14 protein-coding genes, 1 tRNA gene and 1 other RNA gene are annotated in these 15,964 nt (G+C 53.5%); 9 read left to right on the top strand and 7 right to left on the bottom strand.

The window, feature by feature from the left end; genetic code table 11:
• Positions 1-15: 15 nt before the first annotated feature.
• Complete coding sequence (locus QT231_RS00080) at positions 16-1,224, top strand: MFS transporter (protein WP_308334932.1); 1,209 nt, start codon at positions 16-18, stop codon at positions 1,222-1,224.
• On the top strand, positions 1,221-1,349 hold the full coding sequence (locus tag QT231_RS00075; RefSeq protein ID WP_308334931.1) for a hypothetical protein: 129 nt from the start codon (positions 1,221-1,223) through the stop codon (positions 1,347-1,349). Before QT231_RS00080 ends, QT231_RS00075 begins: the two co-directional genes overlap by 4 nt.
• A gap of 2 nt (positions 1,350-1,351) precedes the next feature.
• Here QT231_RS00075 and QT231_RS00070 read toward each other — a convergent pair whose 3' ends face one another.
• The 3 genes from QT231_RS00070 to QT231_RS00060 are packed head-to-tail and all read right to left on the bottom strand — an operon-like array spanning position 1,352 to position 4,065.
• A complete protein-coding gene (locus QT231_RS00070; protein WP_308334930.1) occupies positions 1,352-2,275 on the bottom strand; it encodes a metal ABC transporter permease in 924 nt (307 codons plus the stop codon).
• Positions 2,276-2,292: 17 nt separating this feature from the next.
• Entirely contained in the window at positions 2,293-3,123 is an 831-nt protein-coding gene (locus QT231_RS00065; protein ID WP_308334929.1) for a metal ABC transporter ATP-binding protein, read from the bottom strand.
• A 6-nt stretch (positions 3,124-3,129) separates the two neighbouring features.
• Positions 3,130-4,065: a metal ABC transporter substrate-binding protein gene (locus QT231_RS00060; RefSeq protein ID WP_308334928.1), complete on the bottom strand. Its 936-nt coding sequence runs from the start codon at positions 4,063-4,065 to the stop codon at positions 3,130-3,132.
• Between the two features lie 160 nt (positions 4,066-4,225).
• Here QT231_RS00060 and mntR point away from each other — a divergent pair, with 160 nt between their 5' ends.
• The gene (mntR, locus tag QT231_RS00055; RefSeq protein ID WP_308334927.1) at positions 4,226-4,705 is read left to right on the top strand and encodes a manganese-binding transcriptional regulator MntR; all 480 of its coding nucleotides are present in this window, start codon (positions 4,226-4,228) and stop codon (positions 4,703-4,705) included.
• A gap of 81 nt (positions 4,706-4,786) precedes the next feature.
• Here the strand turns inward: mntR and QT231_RS00050 are convergent, their stop codons facing one another.
• Positions 4,787-5,551 carry a DUF3750 domain-containing protein gene (locus QT231_RS00050; RefSeq protein WP_308334926.1) on the bottom strand — a complete coding sequence of 255 codons (765 nt, stop codon included), beginning with the start codon at positions 5,549-5,551 and terminating at the stop codon, positions 4,787-4,789.
• Between the two features lie 476 nt (positions 5,552-6,027).
• On the opposite strand from QT231_RS00050, the gene pgaA reads away from it, so the two are divergent.
• Genes pgaA through QT231_RS00030 form a run of 4 tightly spaced genes read left to right on the top strand, consistent with a single transcriptional unit; the run spans position 6,028 to position 12,032 of the window.
• Positions 6,028-8,454, top strand: coding sequence for a poly-beta-1,6 N-acetyl-D-glucosamine export porin PgaA (gene pgaA, locus QT231_RS00045; RefSeq protein WP_308334925.1), 2,427 nt, complete (start codon positions 6,028-6,030; stop codon positions 8,452-8,454).
• Positions 8,451-10,412 carry a poly-beta-1,6-N-acetyl-D-glucosamine N-deacetylase PgaB gene (gene pgaB, locus QT231_RS00040; RefSeq protein WP_308334924.1) on the top strand — a complete coding sequence of 654 codons (1,962 nt, stop codon included), beginning with the start codon at positions 8,451-8,453 and terminating at the stop codon, positions 10,410-10,412. Before pgaA ends, pgaB begins: the two co-directional genes overlap by 4 nt.
• Complete coding sequence (gene pgaC, locus QT231_RS00035) at positions 10,409-11,659, top strand: poly-beta-1,6-N-acetyl-D-glucosamine synthase (protein WP_308334923.1); 1,251 nt, start codon at positions 10,409-10,411, stop codon at positions 11,657-11,659. Before pgaB ends, pgaC begins: the two co-directional genes overlap by 4 nt.
• A complete protein-coding gene (locus QT231_RS00030) occupies positions 11,649-12,032 on the top strand; it encodes a hypothetical protein (protein ID WP_308334922.1) in 384 nt (127 codons plus the stop codon). The genes pgaC and QT231_RS00030 overlap by 11 nt, the downstream gene beginning before the upstream one ends.
• 144 nt (positions 12,033-12,176) lie before the next feature.
• Here the strand turns inward: QT231_RS00030 and ffs are convergent.
• The 3 genes from ffs to QT231_RS00015 all read right to left on the bottom strand — a co-directional run bounded on the left by ffs (position 12,177) and on the right by QT231_RS00015 (position 13,464).
• Positions 12,177-12,273, bottom strand: an RNA gene (gene ffs, locus QT231_RS00025) — signal recognition particle sRNA small type.
• A 79-nt stretch (positions 12,274-12,352) separates the two neighbouring features.
• Positions 12,353-12,429 (bottom strand) — tRNA-Met (locus QT231_RS00020).
• A 99-nt stretch (positions 12,430-12,528) separates the two neighbouring features.
• A complete protein-coding gene (locus QT231_RS00015; protein WP_308335222.1) occupies positions 12,529-13,464 on the bottom strand; it encodes a choline ABC transporter substrate-binding protein in 936 nt (311 codons plus the stop codon).
• Positions 13,465-13,631: 167 nt separating this feature from the next.
• Here QT231_RS00015 and betI point away from each other — a divergent pair, with 167 nt between their 5' ends.
• Together betI and betB are read left to right on the top strand one after the other, a co-directional pair.
• Positions 13,632-14,252, top strand: a complete 621-nt coding sequence (gene betI / locus QT231_RS00010; RefSeq protein ID WP_308334921.1) for a transcriptional regulator BetI — start codon at positions 13,632-13,634, stop codon at positions 14,250-14,252.
• 27 nt (positions 14,253-14,279) lie between these two features.
• On the top strand, positions 14,280-15,749 hold the full coding sequence (betB, locus tag QT231_RS00005; protein ID WP_308334920.1) for a betaine-aldehyde dehydrogenase: 1,470 nt from the start codon (positions 14,280-14,282) through the stop codon (positions 15,747-15,749).
• The last annotated feature ends 215 nt before the right edge of the window (positions 15,750-15,964 follow it).

Below are 15,964 nucleotides of genomic sequence, written 5' to 3'. Positions count from 1 at the left end.
AATAAAGAGAACACCATGGCCTTCGTTGTTCGCCACTCACTGCTGTTGATTATATTGGGAAGCCTGGTCATCTCGACGGCCATGGGCTTACGTCATGGCTTCGGGCTCTTTATGGAGCCGCTCAGTAGCGAACTGGGCTGGGGGCGCGGCGTATTTGCTTTTGCGCTTGCCTTACAAAACCTGGTTTGGGGCTTATCGCAACCCTTTACCGGGGCACTGGCGGATCGCTTCGGTGCGGCCCGGATTATCGTGGTTGGCGGTTTGCTTTATGCCTTGGGGCTGCTGTTTATGAGCCTCTCTACTTCAGAGCTGGGCATGACGGTCAGCGCTGGGCTGTTGATTGGTCTTGGTCTCTCCGGGACAACCTTCTCGGTGATCCTTGGCGCAGTTGGCCGTGCAGTGGCGCCCGAAAAGCGCAGTATGGCCATGGGTATTGTCAGCGCGGCAGGCTCGTTTGGGCAGTTCGCGATGCTGCCCGGTACACTGGGTTTGCTAGAGTGGCTAGGCTGGGCGGCAGCGCTAATGGCCATGGCCGCCATTGCCACTGTTATCATTCCTTTGGGGGCCATGCTGCGTGATAAGCCCTCGGCCAAAACGGCCTCCGATTTAAGCCTAAAAGATGCGCTAAATGAAGCAGCAGGCCAAAAAGGCTTTTGGCTACTCTGTTTAGGCTTTTTTGTCTGCGGCTTCCAGGTGGTGTTCATTGCCGTGCACCTTCCCGGCTATTTATTCGACAAAGGCCTGGCAGTGCAAGTGGGGACAACGGTACTGGCGCTAGTGGGGCTGTTTAATATTGTCGGCACTTATACGGCAGGTTGGATGGGCGGTATCTGGTCAAAACCCAAATTGCTAACCTGGCTCTACTTGATTCGCGGCGTAGTGATTACGGCATTTGTTTATTTGCCGTTAAGCCCAATTAGCGCTTACCTATTCGGTATCATCATAGGATTGCTATGGCTCTCCACCGTGCCACTGACCAACGGCATCGTGGCTTCTGTGTTTGGTGTTCGTCACCTCTCCATGCTGGGCGGCATCGTATTTCTATTTCACCAGCTTGGCTCCTTTATGGGCGTCTGGCTGGGCGGCTATTTTTATGACCTTACTGGCAACTACAATACGGTCTGGCAAATGGCTATCGTGCTCTCTGTCGTGGCAGCTGCGCTACATTGGTTTATAAGTGAAAAGCCGCTTGAGCGCACAACACTCACCAAGGTAAGCCCATGAACGCTGCCAAAACGTTTTCTATTCTGCTCTTAGCGGTCGCCCTGCTTGCCAGTTTAGCGTTAGCTTGGTGGGGTTGGCACAGCTTAGACCCGGCGCTGCTGCTATTAGGCAGTCGGTTGTGTTAGCGCTAACCCATACGCCAGCGACGCCACTGGCGAAGTATCAAACCGTGTTGGGGCGAGAATAGTAGGGCAAGAAAGAACCAACTGGTAGCGACCAATACAATGGTGCCGCCAGAGGCTACGTCCAGCACTACCGAAAGCCATAGCCCAATAACCGCCGAGCTAACCCCAACCGCCACGGAAATCAGCATCATGGTTTTAAAACGATCGGTCAGCAGGTGTGCCGTGGCGCCAGGAGTGATCAGCATCGCCACTACCAAAATAATCCCCACTGTTTCCAAACTCGCTACGATGGTAAGAGTTAGTAGTAGGATCAACCCGTAGTGAATGATGCTGGTATTAAAGCCCAGCGCTTGGGCCTGCAGGGGGTCGAAGGCATAAAGTAGCAGCGGCCGATAGGCGAGCCACACGACTAACAGGGCAATCACACTGGCTACCAATGTCAGCAATAGCGCCGACTGTTTAACACCTAGGACGTTGCCAAACAGAATATGCATCAGGTGAGTACTAGAGGCAATTTTGCTAATAATCACTATGCCCAGCGCGAAGGCACTTGTGAACATCAATCCCATGGCCGCGTCAGACTTAATCCGTGTGTGGCGCTCAATAGCACCAATTCCTACCGAGGTTAAGGCGCCGGTTATAAACGCGCCTACAAAAAATGGCCAGCCTAACAGGTAGGCAATCGCCACCCCTGGCAGCACCGCATGAGAGATAGCATCCCCCAGCAGCGACCAGCGTTTAAGCACCACATAGCAAGATAAAATACCGCAAATAGCACCCACTAGCACCGAGGTTAATAAGGCCCGCTGCATAAAGGCGTACTGGAATGCATCTGAAACAGCGCTAGGCAGCAGATTGACAATGACCATCAACGCAGCGATGAGCCCACTCACCAAGGTGTCGCCAAACAGGCTCAGTGCCGTCATTAGTTCTGTCACTTTACTTACCCCTGGGCAGCCATAAAGGAAGAAGATGCTTCAGCGACGCGCACATCGTTCGCCGACTGTTCGATTGAGCTCACCGCCAGCTCAGCCAATTTGGCATCACTGAGCATTTCATCAGGCGACCCTACCCCACGGATAAAACGGTTGATCAGCACCACATGGTCAACATGTCGGCGAGCACCGGGCATATCGTGAGTCACCATAATAACCGTGCGCCCTGCCTCGCGCTCCCGAGCAAGTACGCCTAAAATCAAGCGCTCACTGGGCGGGTCTACGCCCGCCAGTGGCTCATCAAGAAGTAAAATATTGGCCTGCTGGGCGAGCGCGCGGGCTAGCAATACGCGTTTTTTCTGCCCGCCTGAGAGCGCGCCAATAGGACGCTCTGCCAATGCCAACATATCGACTGCCCTCAGCGCCTCACGCACGGCCTCCCCATGGCTAGGATGGTAACAGTGCGAAGGCAATAAACGCCGCCACAACGGATCATTGCGCATATGCCCGTAGCGGCCGCCCATGACGGTCTCCCATACGGAAACAGGGAAATCCCACTCAATGGCTTCACGTTGGGCCATGTAAGCGATATGTCCCGCTTTTCGGTGTATTTCAATCGGCTGATTAAACGCCTGCACACTGCCCCGCAGCGCTTTCATGCTACCGGTAAGCACATGAAAAAGCGTCGATTTACCCGCACCGTTAGGCCCTACAATGGCCGTCCATTTACCCGCAGGGAACTGCAAGTCAATGTCTTCCAAGACGGGCTGGCGCTGATAAGCTGCGTAGAGCCCTTGGATATTAATCGCCACGGGGGCGCCGCCAAAAGTCGTTGCCATGATCGTTTACTCAGTTGCCAATGTTTCGCGCAACAGCTCAACGTTGTGGCGCATCATGGTGAAATAATCGCCCGCTTCACCCTCTGGCTCGCTAAGCGAGTCCACATATAGCGGCCCCGCGACTTTAACACCGGTATCCCGTGCCAGGCTGGTGACGTGGCGGTCGGAAATAGTGCTCTCCCAGAACAGCGCCGCTGGTTGGCGTTCATTAATCATATCCACCACGCGCATAAGCTGACGGGGTGAACCCTCGGTTTCGGCGTTGGTTCCCCAGATGCCGTCATGCTCAAAGTGATAAGCGTCTGAGAAGTACAGGAAAGCGGCTTCGCTACTCAGTAGCACGCGGCGCTCTTCAGGTATCGCTTCTAGGCGCTCCTGGAGTTCAACATGCAGTGCATGCAGCGCTTCTTTCAGCGCTTCAGCACGCTGCTGAAGCGCTTCAGCCCGCTGAGGGAGTAGATGCTCCAGCTCATTAGCGACCACTTGAACAAAAGCTGACACCGCACGCGGATCCATCCATAGATGAGGATCGACATCGCCTTCCATGTCGCCGGTAATGATCGTCTGAGTCGGGTATTCAGAGGCTTCGGCGACTGCCACCAGCGGCGTTCCGTCAATGACCGTTGCTTCGACCTGGGGCATCCACTGCTCTAACTGGTAGCCGTTGTAAAACACAACGTCTGCGCTTTCCAAAGCAGCGAAATTACTGGGGGTTAATTCCCATTCGTGCACTTCAGCGCCAACCGGGGTTAATACCGAGACATTGGCATCCTCCCCTGCCACGCTGGCAACTATATCGCCAAGCACAGAAAACGTGACGGCCACATTCAGGGGAGACATCGCACTCTCTTGCGCCTCAGCATTGGGCGCTTCCGTACTGGCTAGAGCGGCGCTCAGCCAGAGCGGCAGGCTTAAGGCTATACCCAGGCTGCACTTACTCATTGTCTCTCCTTTTTTGTACATGACCGATAAGTAGACTGTAGCTCAACAAAAAAGCATTGTGCAAACAGTTTAGCCTTGGCTAACAATATTGCCCAAAAATACGCTACTATCCCAAGAAGTATCCAATGATTGTTACCACTGCTTTCGATATAATTTACCAATGACTGATTCTAATCCAAACGCTTCATTGCCTGCCCCGAGCATTCCTGGTGATGCCCTGCCCCCTGTGGAGCAGCACGCCCAGCAGTATGCGACGGTGCGAAACGCCCACGAAACCGAGCTGATTGAAGACTATGTCGAGCTAATTGGTGATCTACTGGCACACCGCGGCGAAGCGCGCGCGGCAGACATTGCCAACCGTATGGCGGTCAGCCAGGCGACGGTCTCAAAAATGATTCGGCGTCTAAATGAGCTGGAGTTAGTCACTAGCAAGCCATATCGCTCGCTGTTTCTAACCGAAGCAGGGCAGAAAATGGCAGAGACATCACGCGCCCGTCACGATATCGTGCTGCACTTCTTACGTGCTCTCGGGGTGAGAGATGCGACTGCGCGAATTGACGCTGAAGGCATGGAGCACCATGTTAGCGACGAAACCCTAGCCATCATGCAGCGCTTCACCGAGCAGCAGCAAAAGAGCTAAACCTGCTGCTCGTTATCAGTGGGGAAAACGCAGATGATTTACCTGAATTCAGCATAAAAATGAACACAACGGCTTTTACTGTCATGATGAGCTTCCCAATACTTTAGCGGGCATCCCCAGCCGCCCTATGCCTGGTAGTTTCAGAGCGGGTCGCATCACGTCGACACCAAAGCTTAAGCCGAGGAGGTTGAGTTCAATGCCCTCCTCCAGTGCCAACATAATACCTGCCACCCCACCGAACGAGAGCTGATACCCGGTGCCACTGGGCACAGCCGCAAAAACACCATTGAAAATATAATCCTTGCCGATTGCAGTTACCGGGAGCGACACCTCAAAACCGGGTACTTCGCGTATTACCCAGGCAATAAAGCTATTGCTGTTCGGCCCAGGCCACACTCGATAAAGCTCAGCCTGGGGATAGTCAGCGGCGGCGGCATCTATTTGGGGTATTATCTGAGCAGCCGCATCGCCGCGATAATCAGCCAACAGTGTGGGAGGATTGCCAAACCACGCTCGATCAGGCGTATCAATTGAAGAGACCACCGTTGGGCGCCGCCAGCTCAACACTTGATGAAGTCGGTAGCTATCGGCATTTTCCGCCTTGGTCGCAATCCAGATATGTTCACCAAACGCCCCACGCCAGTTATAAGCACGCGCGGAATAAACCTGAACCACGGCTTCCGAATTCTCCTCTGGATCAGGTGCAATACCAGCAGATGACCGATCCAGCGACGACCAATGCCCATCAGTCACCACCTGATTACTCGCCAATATCCAAACAGGCCCCGCCAACAGAAGCGCTAATAGCGCCACAAAGCTAAGCATCCATCGCAGTAGCATTTTCATTGCATTATCCGTCACTGAATAAGTATCTGTTTAGTACCGCGATAGCTGATTTAGTGCAAGTAAGCACCTTAACAGTTTGGCGAAGGGCAATAATTACGGAGGGGAATATAGATTGATTAAAATTAGAAGAGGGAAGCGGCACCTCTAACCGCACTTTGCTTCCATGGGAAATCCATAAATAAGCAATGTCAGCTTCGGTCATAAATATACTTCATTAATATCTCAATATTATGTCAAGGCCTTGAGCTTGTCCGTGGCTTACCTTGCCGAAATTAAAGAATATTGTTCCTTTATAATTAAGCTTATAAGGGCTTTCATCATAGCGTTAGGATGAGCCAACTCACCTCTTAGACTGATGATATTCCTCTTCAAGTTCATGTTTTAGTCCAATATTTACTTAAAGAAACTCCTATACACTGAGAGATACATTTTATTACAAACAAGCTGTCATTAGCTCCCAGGGTAGGAATATCACCATGCAGAATCGTCCTAGCTCCCTACTGCCGATTTGCCTGCTCGCTTGCCTCACTTCCGCTGCGGTGCAGGGGCAAACAACGACTGATGCGCAACGCGAAGCACTGGTTATCCAGGCACGCCAGGGGGCACTGGAAACATCCATTGACGGTTTACAGTCACTTTATCACCAAACACGCGATGTGCGTGTTCGGGCTGATCTGATAGCACTGCTGGTACGCGCCACTCGCTACCAGGAAGCACTGGACGTGTGCCCTTGGTGCCAAACGGAAAATTACAGTGATTCGGAACTTGCCAACCTTGCCGGTGCGGCTCGCAGTGTAGGTGAATACGACAAGGCATTGGAGATGTTCCGAACACTTACCTATAGAAACCCGTCAAATCCACAAGGATGGCTAGGCCAAGCGTTGGTTCATACCGATATGGGCAGCTATACCCTGGCGGATATATCGTTGCAGCAGTACAACCAGGTAGCAGGTACAACAACGGCTGGGCTTGAGGCAAAGGGCTACCTGGCAGCACAGACAACTGACGCCATGCAAGAGCTGGACGCCCGCCAGGCACTAGTAGCTCAAGATCCAAACAATACGGGCGAATTGCAAGCACTTTACCGTCTGGCCGTGGGGCTTGGCGCCAGCTCGGCGGCACGCCGTATCATGCAGTCCAACGCCGATGTCTTCAGCGATAATGACCGTCTGTGGCTTACTTACTATGAAGGGGTAACGGATATACGCTTGGGCATACATACCGACCAGCCCACCAGAACGGAGGAAGGGTTGGCGCAATTGAACAGCGTTTTGAACACTCCAGATGCCCCCCAAGAACTTATCACCATTGCTGAATACGACAAGGTGGTGGCGCTCGCAGAGCTTAGGCGCTTCTCTGAAGCGGAAGCGCTAGCCATGCGGCTTGAAAACCAGCATGGCCAGCTACCAAGCTATGTGGCGCGTGCCAGAGCCTATGCACTGAATGGCATGGGGCGTCCTGATGAAGCCATCGAACTCTACGAAAACCTGATTCGACAATCCCCCGAACAGGCAACCAACCCTGACGATCCCCTCAATGAGGGACTGTTTTACAGTTACACTGACGCTCAGCGATTTCGCGATGCGGACAAATTATTGGAAGAGTGGCGTGCCAGTGAACCTGAGCAACGCCTAGACTTTACTCGCACCGTACGTATTGAGAACCCCAACTATCAAAAAGTTTTGTTGCTGGAAGTTCTACTTGATGCCTGGCGAGGTCGCACCGACGAGGCTAGCGAGCGCCTTGCGGAATATCAAAATCAAGCACCAGCGGATCCCTACCTTTGGCTGATAAAGGGTGATATTGAGCGTGAGAGAGGCTGGACAAGAAAAGCGGAAACTTCTTACCAACAGGCTGAGCAGCTACTTCCACCTGACCAACAAACTGTTGCCCAGCACGGGGTACTGCTTGCCCGATTGCAGCGGGGCCAGTGGCAAGGCACCACTGCTGAAATTGCGAGAACGACTACCGAAGCAAGGCCGAGTGCCTCACGGGATGACCTAGCGCGAGAGTGGCGCGAACAACGTGCTCCGCAACTAAGCAGTACGTTCGAGCGCAGTAAGGGACAAGGTAGCGGTACTCAAGCATCCCGAGAGTGGCGCTATGAAGTACTTCTTGAAGGGCCGCGAAATAGCAACGGCTCTCGTCCTTTCGCACAACGTGTTGGCCAGTTCGGAGAATTTGACGATGAGAATCTCTATGCTTCCTACAACGTAGCCGGCTACGAATGGAACCTGCACCCAGCTACAGTCACCCTTGCTGCGGGCCACGGCTCACAGCTCAACGACGACTTCCTGGCTCTCGCCGAGCTGAAGTACGCCCCAACGGATCACGTCACCACCACGTTGGGCGTCGAGATCAACACCATCGACACACCACTGAGGGCACTGCGGGATGGCGTCAACGCCGATCGCTACCGTGCTGAACTGGCCTATCGACAAGACGAGCGTGGTGCTGGTGCTATCGGCGTTATGGCCACCGATTTTGACGATAGCAACCTGCGCCAATCTGTTTATGGCTACTGGAATCAAACGCTTTACCATCTGGATCGCTGGCAGGTCAACGGAGAGGTACAGGCATCCGCATCACGTAATGATGATGTGGATGCCAGCTATTTCAATCCTCGGCGCGACGCAAGCCTGGCCGGTGTATTAACCGTCAACTACGAAACCCCGATTGACTACCGGCAGTCCTTTATCCAGTCCATTTCCCTCGGTTCAGGACGCTACTGGCAAGAAGATTTCGACAGCGAGAACACGTGGTCGATTGGGTACCAGCACAGCTGGGAGCTCACCCCCACCGTAAATTTTGAATATGGCATTACCCGCGAACGAGCCGTCTACGACGGTGTTCCTGAATATGACAATGTTATTTCAGCCGGCTTTGTATGGAGATTCCTATGACACTCTGGCGCGTTATTGTACTGAGCGCGGTTCTGCTGGTAGTGGTCAACATTCAGCAGGCCCAGGCTGACCGCTTGCCGGGGGATTATGTGGTGATCAGCTATCACGATATTGTGGACTCCAGCGTCACCCCTGAGCTGGATATCTATTCGCAGACCATTACTCGCAGCCGGCTAATTGAACACTTCAACCTCATTGCTGTTGGCGGATACCAGCCAGTGAGTTTACAGCAGATCCTGGATGCCAAAGCAGGGAGGCAACCTCTGCCAGACAAAGCCGTACTGCTGACTTTCGATGATGGCTATCGCAGCTTTTATGACATTGTGTTCCCACTACTCAAACTCTACAACTTCCCCGCCGTACAAGCTGTGGTAGGCAGTTGGCTGGATGTACCCGCTGGTGGACGTGTGCCCTATGGCAACATCACCCTGCCCCGCGAACGTTTTCTCAGTTGGGAGCAGGTCAGAACGCTGAACGAATCACCGCTGGTGGAAATCGCCTCCCACTCCTACGACCTTCATTACGGGGTAGTCGGCAACCCCATGGGCAACGAACAAGCAGCCGCGGTAACCAGTATATGGAACGCGCGCAGCGGTTATGAAAGCGAAGCTGCTTACCTTGAGCGGATTCGTAACGATATGGCTCGTACTCAACAACGATTCCAACAACAGGTAGGCCAGAGCCCCCGTATCATGGTATGGCCCTACGGTGCCTACAGCCAGGCGACTCTCGATATCGCCGCCGAATATGGTATGGAATACACTTTCAGCTTGCTCAGTGCTCCCAACCATCTCAATGACTCAATGAGCAGCATGAACCGGTATCTCATTGACCAGGAGACTACCCTGGAAACGATTGAAGAGATACTTTCCAACCGCATATGGGAAATCGAAGAGCTGCGGATCGTACACGTTGATCTGGATTATGTGTATGACCCGGATCCAATTCAGCAAGAGCAGAATCTCGACCGTTTGATTGAGCGCATTTCCCGTTACGGTGTCAGCACAGTGTACCTGCAAGCTTACGCTGATCCGGATGGTGACGGAGTAGCCGATGCCCTCTACTTCCCCAATCGACATTTGCCGGTTAGAGCCGACCTTTTCAACCGTGTTGCCTGGCAGTTAAAGAAACGTGCCAACGTAAAGGTATATGCATGGATGCCGGTGCTGTCGTTTGACCTAGGGCCTGGTTACCAGTACGTGACCGATGTAAGGACTGGCAGCGAGTCACCCGACCACTACCGTCGCCTCTCGCCTTACGTGGAAGCGAACCGTCATACCATTCGTGAGATTTACCAAGATCTTGGTCGACTGACCAAGTTCGATGGTCTGCTGTTTCACGACGATGCCTTCTTTACAGACTTTGAGGATGCCTCCCCTGGCGCCCTGAGCGCTTATCAGAGCGCGTCATTGCCAAGGGATATCAACGCCATCCGCAATGACGAAGGCTTGATGACCACTTGGACACGCTTCAAGACCGAATACCTGACCGATTTCACTCTCGAGCTGGAACAGGCAGCGAACTACTATCGCCAGGCGGACAATAAGGTATTTACCACCTCACGCAACCTTTACGCCGTCACAGTGATGGAGCCGCGTAGCCAACGCTGGTTTGCCCAGGATATGCAAAACTTTGCCGCTGGTTACGATTTTGTCGCCGTGATGGCTATGCCCTACATGGAAGAAGCCGAGAATCCCGATGAGTGGCTGAGAAGCCTTGCCCAGCGTTCGCTGGCGCAGGTAAGCGCCGACCAATTGGTATTCGAACTGCAGGCACAAAACTGGCACACCCAAACCCCCATTCCCAGCGCTGAGATCGCTCAGTGGGTTCGCATTTTGCGTGAAGAAGGCATCAAAAACATTGGTTACTATCCCGATGACTTCCACCAAAACCATCCGGATATCAATGTGATGCGACCTGTCTTTTCCATTGGACGTCGGTTTAGGGCCATCCCATGAATATACTTGACCATCTAGCCATCTTTACACTCGGTTACCCAAGCCTGATGGCAACCATCTGGATATGCGGGGGCATCTACTTCTACGTTCACTGGGAGCGTAAACAACCTTGGCCTGCCACCTTCATGTGGGACGAGAACGCTCCTAAAGTAACCGTATTGCTGCCCTGTTATAACGAAGAGGCGAATGTGGATGAGACCATTCATCACCTTTTCAAGCAGAACTATCCGCACATGGATGTTATCGCCGTCAACGACGGTAGTAAGGACGATACCGCCAGCCGACTGGATGCCTTAGCACTCGAGTACCCGGCACTACAGGTACTGCACCAAGCCAACCAGGGCAAGGCAAGCGCCATGAACAATGGCTTGAGCTACGCCACCGGTGACATCATCGTGGGAATCGATGGCGATGCGATACTCGACTACGACGCCATTGGCTATATGGTCAGCCACTTTATCAGTAGTCCAAACGTCAGTGGCGTTACCGGCAACCCTCGGGTGAGAACCCGCTCAACCGCCATTGGCAAGATTCAGACCGGCGAGTTCTCCGCCATTATAGGTTTGATCAAACGCGCCCAGCGTATCTACGGAATGGTGTTTACCATTTCTGGAGTTATCTGCGCGTTCCGGCGCAAGGCGCTGGAAGAGATCGGTGGCTGGAATACCGACATGATCACCGAGGACATTGATGTCAGTTGGCGCTTACAGCTGGCAGGCGGTCAGGTGCGCTATGAACCCAGGGCCATGTGTTGGGTACTAATGCCGGAGACTCTACGCGGGCTTTTCAAGCAGCGGTTGCGCTGGGCGCAAGGTGGCGGTGAAGTGTTCCTGCGCTACTTCTCTCAAACCAGCCGTTGGAAAAACCGCCGCTTCTGGCTACTGATGCTGGAGTACATCATCAGCGTGGTGTGGTGCTATTCCGTTATCACGTTGATTGTGGCATGGCTGATATCTCAATTGTTAATGCCTATGGCATGGCCTATCACCGCCAAGCTGCTCTCCTACTTCGGCAGCATCCTGATCGCCATCAGCTTCATCCAGTTCAGCGTTAGTTTCTATATTGACAGCCGCTACGACAAGGAGATATTCCGCTGCGTCTACTGGAGTATCTGGTATCCATTCGCCTATTGGATTATCAATATGGCCACCGTCATTATCGCCTTCCCAAAAGCTATGCTGCGCCAAAAAGGAAGGCATGCCACCTGGACTAGCCCGGACAGAGGGGAGCAATTCAATGAACAATAAACTGATGCCCGTCATCATCGACAACCCCTGCCAGAAAAGCTGGGGCTATCGATCACGCGATACCTTGATCACACTGGCCACACTAACATTGTGGATTTTGGTGATGGCCAGACTGTACATGTTTTTTATTATGGAGGAAGCGTTCCTTGAACAACTCTACGCCTCAATCATGATCAAGATAGTGCTGGCGGGTTTCATCATCACTTTCCTGATATTCCACTGTTGGGCGGTTTACAACAAATACCTTTACACTAACTACTTAAAGCGACAGCTGCGCCAATTCAAGCAGCCAACGATTGAAATAGACACTAAGAGTCAAATCGAAACTGAACAAACAACTCAGCAACAGGAACTAGGTGGTATGGCTAACTAAACCTAAAGCTGATACTACAAGCGACATTCTATTTGGGATCACCAGAAGATAAGGCTGGAAAGCACACTTGTATCAGCAACAAGTTTTGCTGATACAAATTGACGGGGAGTCAACTGATCTATTGTTTACTAGAAATGGAGGCGGCCCCAAAAGCCACATCCCGGCACACGCAGCCACCACTACCGTTGCTCCCTTCCGGGCCTGGCGGGGTTCGCAGTTTAGCGTTGCGGGAGGACCTAAGGGGCCACCATAACGGCACACTTTGTTGTCTAAAACAGACGATTTACCAAAGAGGTAAATTAAGTGTGCTAATGCTGATGTGGTGGCTACGCCCTGATTTGAACAGGGGACCCCATCATTATGAGTGATGTGCTCTAACCAGCTGAGCTACGTAGCCTTTCCCTCATCAACGGGTGCAGATTATGCCTACCTTAATAACGAAAGGCAAGCCGGAATCCGGCTTGCCGCTTCTATTGCAAGGCGTGGCAAAGCTGCCTTATTGAATGGCTGCACGCACAGCAGGAGCGCCAGGCTCGCCGTCGCGAGTCGTGACACCCGCTAACCACTCATCAAGAATACCCTCATTGGCTTTTAGGTACTCACGGGCCGCATCACGGGGATCTTCACCATCATCCATGATCGCGCTCATCAATTGGTTTTCCATTTCCAAGGTAAAGGTCATATTGCGCAGTAAGGTACCTACGTTTGGGCACTCTTCCACGAAACCGGCTCGGGTGTTGGTGTGCACCGTCGCGCCGCCCAAGTCTGGGCCGAAATAGTCATCGGCATCAGAAAGGTAGGCCATGTCGAAGTTGGAGTTCATGGGGTGCGGCTCCCAGCCCAAAAATACCATCCACTGCTCGTTGGGCACCCGAGCGCGCAGCTCCGCCAGCATCCCCGCTTCGCTGGAATCGATCACCTGCCAATCGCCTAATCCGTAGGCGTCGTCATCGATCATCTGCTCGATGAGTTCGTTGCCGTCGTTACCCGCTTCGATGCCGTGAACGCTGCGGTCAAACTGCTCCGCATGCTCCGCTAAATCGTTAACCGACGTCACCCCCGCATCGTAAACGTATTGAGGCACCGCCAGGGTGTACTTAGCCCCTTCCAGATTGGTCGCCAGGCGTTCAACTTCACCGCGTTCGATATAAGGGTCGCTGATAGAGGCCATGGAAGGCATCCAATTACCCAGGAAGACATCGAAATCATTGTTACGCATACCGGCGTAGGCAATCGGCACGGAAACTGTATCAATGCTGGGCTCGTACCCAAGGCCTTCGAGCACTTCACTGGCGAGCGCAGTGGTGGCGGTAATATCCGTCCAACCCACTTCAGCAAACCGCACGCTGCTGCACTCATCTGCATAGGCCGCCGTAGGCAAACCCGCAGCCAGCAATAAAGCACCTGCATAGCGTGGAGAAATTCTGCTCATCATCGTTGTCCCCTTAAATCGATAAATATTGTCGGCGTCTTTTTATTGATTGAACGTTCAATAAAAAAATGCCATCATGGTTAGGTAATCATGTCTACGCTCGGGTTTCAAGCATCGACCCGCGTAAGGCATTCAACGAATTAGGAGAATCTCTTTAGGAGAACGTCGTGCCAAAGGTGGGAATGGAACCGATACGCCGCCAGCAGTTAATTAATGCGACCATGGCAGCCATTGATGAAGTTGGCCTGGCCGAAACCACCGTGATGCGTATTGCGCGTCATGCGGGCGTTTCAGCGGGCATTATCAGCCACTACTTTGGCGGTAAAGATGGCCTGCTGGAAGCGACCATGCGGCAAATTCTGACTGACCTCTCCACGGCCGTTGCGGTGCGCCGCCATGCGCTGGAAGACGACTCCTCCCGCGCCCACATTGGCGCCATTATTGAGGGTAACTTTGACCGCACTCAGGTCACCGGCCCCGCCGCCAAGACCTGGTTAGCGTTCTGGGCCAGCAGCATGCACAAACCGATGCTGCAGCGGTTGCAAAACGTCAATGACCGCCGCCTTTACAGCAATTTATGCCACCAGTTCCGCCGTGTAATGCCTCGCCTAGAGGCCCGTAACGCCGCCCGCGGCCTGGCCGCCATGATTGATGGGCTATGGCTGCGCGGCGCGCTAACACCAGAAGGCCTTGATGCTGAAGAAGCGCGCTTTCTTGCCCACACCTATCTCGATCAGCTTCTTGCGCACTATGGATGCCAACAACCCGCTTCCAACACTTACAGCTAATTTTTTATCTTATTTAAGGAGTCCTACATGGCCGCTCAAGACGTACAACCACTTTATATTGATGGTCGCCAGGTAGACGCCACTTCAAGCGATACGTTTACCGTTACCAACCCTTTCGATGGCAGCCTGCTGGCCACTATCGGCCAAGCCAGCCAAGCCGATGTCGATTCAGCCGTCGCCGCTGCCCAACGCGGCCAGCGCGAGTGGGCCGCCATGACCGGCATGGAACGTGCGCGCATCATGCTGCGCGCCGTCGCGCTGTTAAGAGAGCGCAATGATGAGCTCGCCGAGCTGGAAACCCGCAACACCGGCAAGCCAATCAGCGAGACCGCTAGCGTCGATATCGTGACCGGGGCGGATGCGCTGGAGTACTACGCAGGTTTGGCGCCCGCGATTGAAGGCAGCCAGATCCCCCTGCGCGATAGCTCGTTTGTGTACACCCGCCGCGAGCCACTGGGCGTGATTGGCGCGATTGGCGCCTGGAACTACCCGATTCAAATTGCCTGCTGGAAAGCCGCCCCGGCGCTGGCTGCAGGCAACGCGGTGGTGTTTAAGCCCAGCGAAGTGACTCCACTTACGGTGATGAAACTGGCGGAAATCTTCACCGAGGCGGGCTTGCCTAACGGCGTATTTAACGTTGTTCAGGGCGATGGCCGCGTGGGAGCGATGCTCACCGGACACCCCGGCATCGCGAAAGTCTCGTTCACCGGCGAGGCGGGTACCGGCAAAAAGGTGATGGCCGCTGCTGCTAGCTCGACATTAAAAGACGTCACCATGGAACTGGGGGGCAAGTCGCCGCTGCTGGTGTTCGCCGATGCCGACCTTGATCGCGCTGCCGACGCCGCCATGATGGCCAACTTCTACTCCAGCGGCCAAATTTGTACCAACGGTACGCGGGTATTTGTAGAACGCAGCGTAAAAGACGCCTTTGAAGCCAAGCTGGTGGAACGCGTCAAGCGCATCAAGGCCGGTGACCCAATGGATCCCAGCGTTAACTTTGGGCCTTTGGTCAGCTTTGAACACCAGGAGAAAGTGCTCTCCTATATTGCGCTGGGCAAACAGCAAGGTGCTCGCTTGTTAGTCGGTGACGACGAGTGGAACACCGGTAGCTACGCCAACGGTGCCTGGGCTGCCCCTACGGTATTCACCGACTGCACCGACGATATGCGTATCGTGCGCGAAGAGATCTTCGGCCCAGTGATGTCGGTGCTCGCCTTTGACGACGAATCAGAGGTCATTCGCCGCGCCAACGACACCACCTATGGCCTCGCCGCCGGTGTCTTCAGCGAAAGCCTGAACCGTGCCCACCGCGTGATTCATCAGTTGGAAGCAGGAATCTGCTGGATTAACACCTGGGGTGAGTCACCCTCGGAGATGCCGGTAGGCGGCTATAAAGAGTCGGGCATTGGTCGCGAGAACGGTATCGAGACGCTTAATCACTATACCCAAACCAAGTCAGTTCAAATCGAGATGGGGCCGTTTGAGTCAGTGTTTTAATCCCTTAATTAACACTCTCAAACACTGCGGCACAGGTAGGCGTGAAAGCGAAACGTCTTTTTCAGGGATGAAAAAGCCGAGCGCCCATGGATGATGAGATGGTCTCCTCCCCCCCATTGTCGGCGTCAAAATGCGCCAGAATGAAAGTGTCACTTCATTCAAGACGGGAGAAGACCATGAACAAGTATAGGGTGATTGGCGTGGATCTCGCAAAA

This window comes from Halomonas sp. SpR1 (assembly GCF_031010175.1).
In the GTDB taxonomy this organism is placed as follows: Bacteria; Pseudomonadota; Gammaproteobacteria; order Pseudomonadales; family Halomonadaceae; genus Vreelandella.
This window is presented reverse-complemented; position numbering and strand designations above follow the sequence as displayed.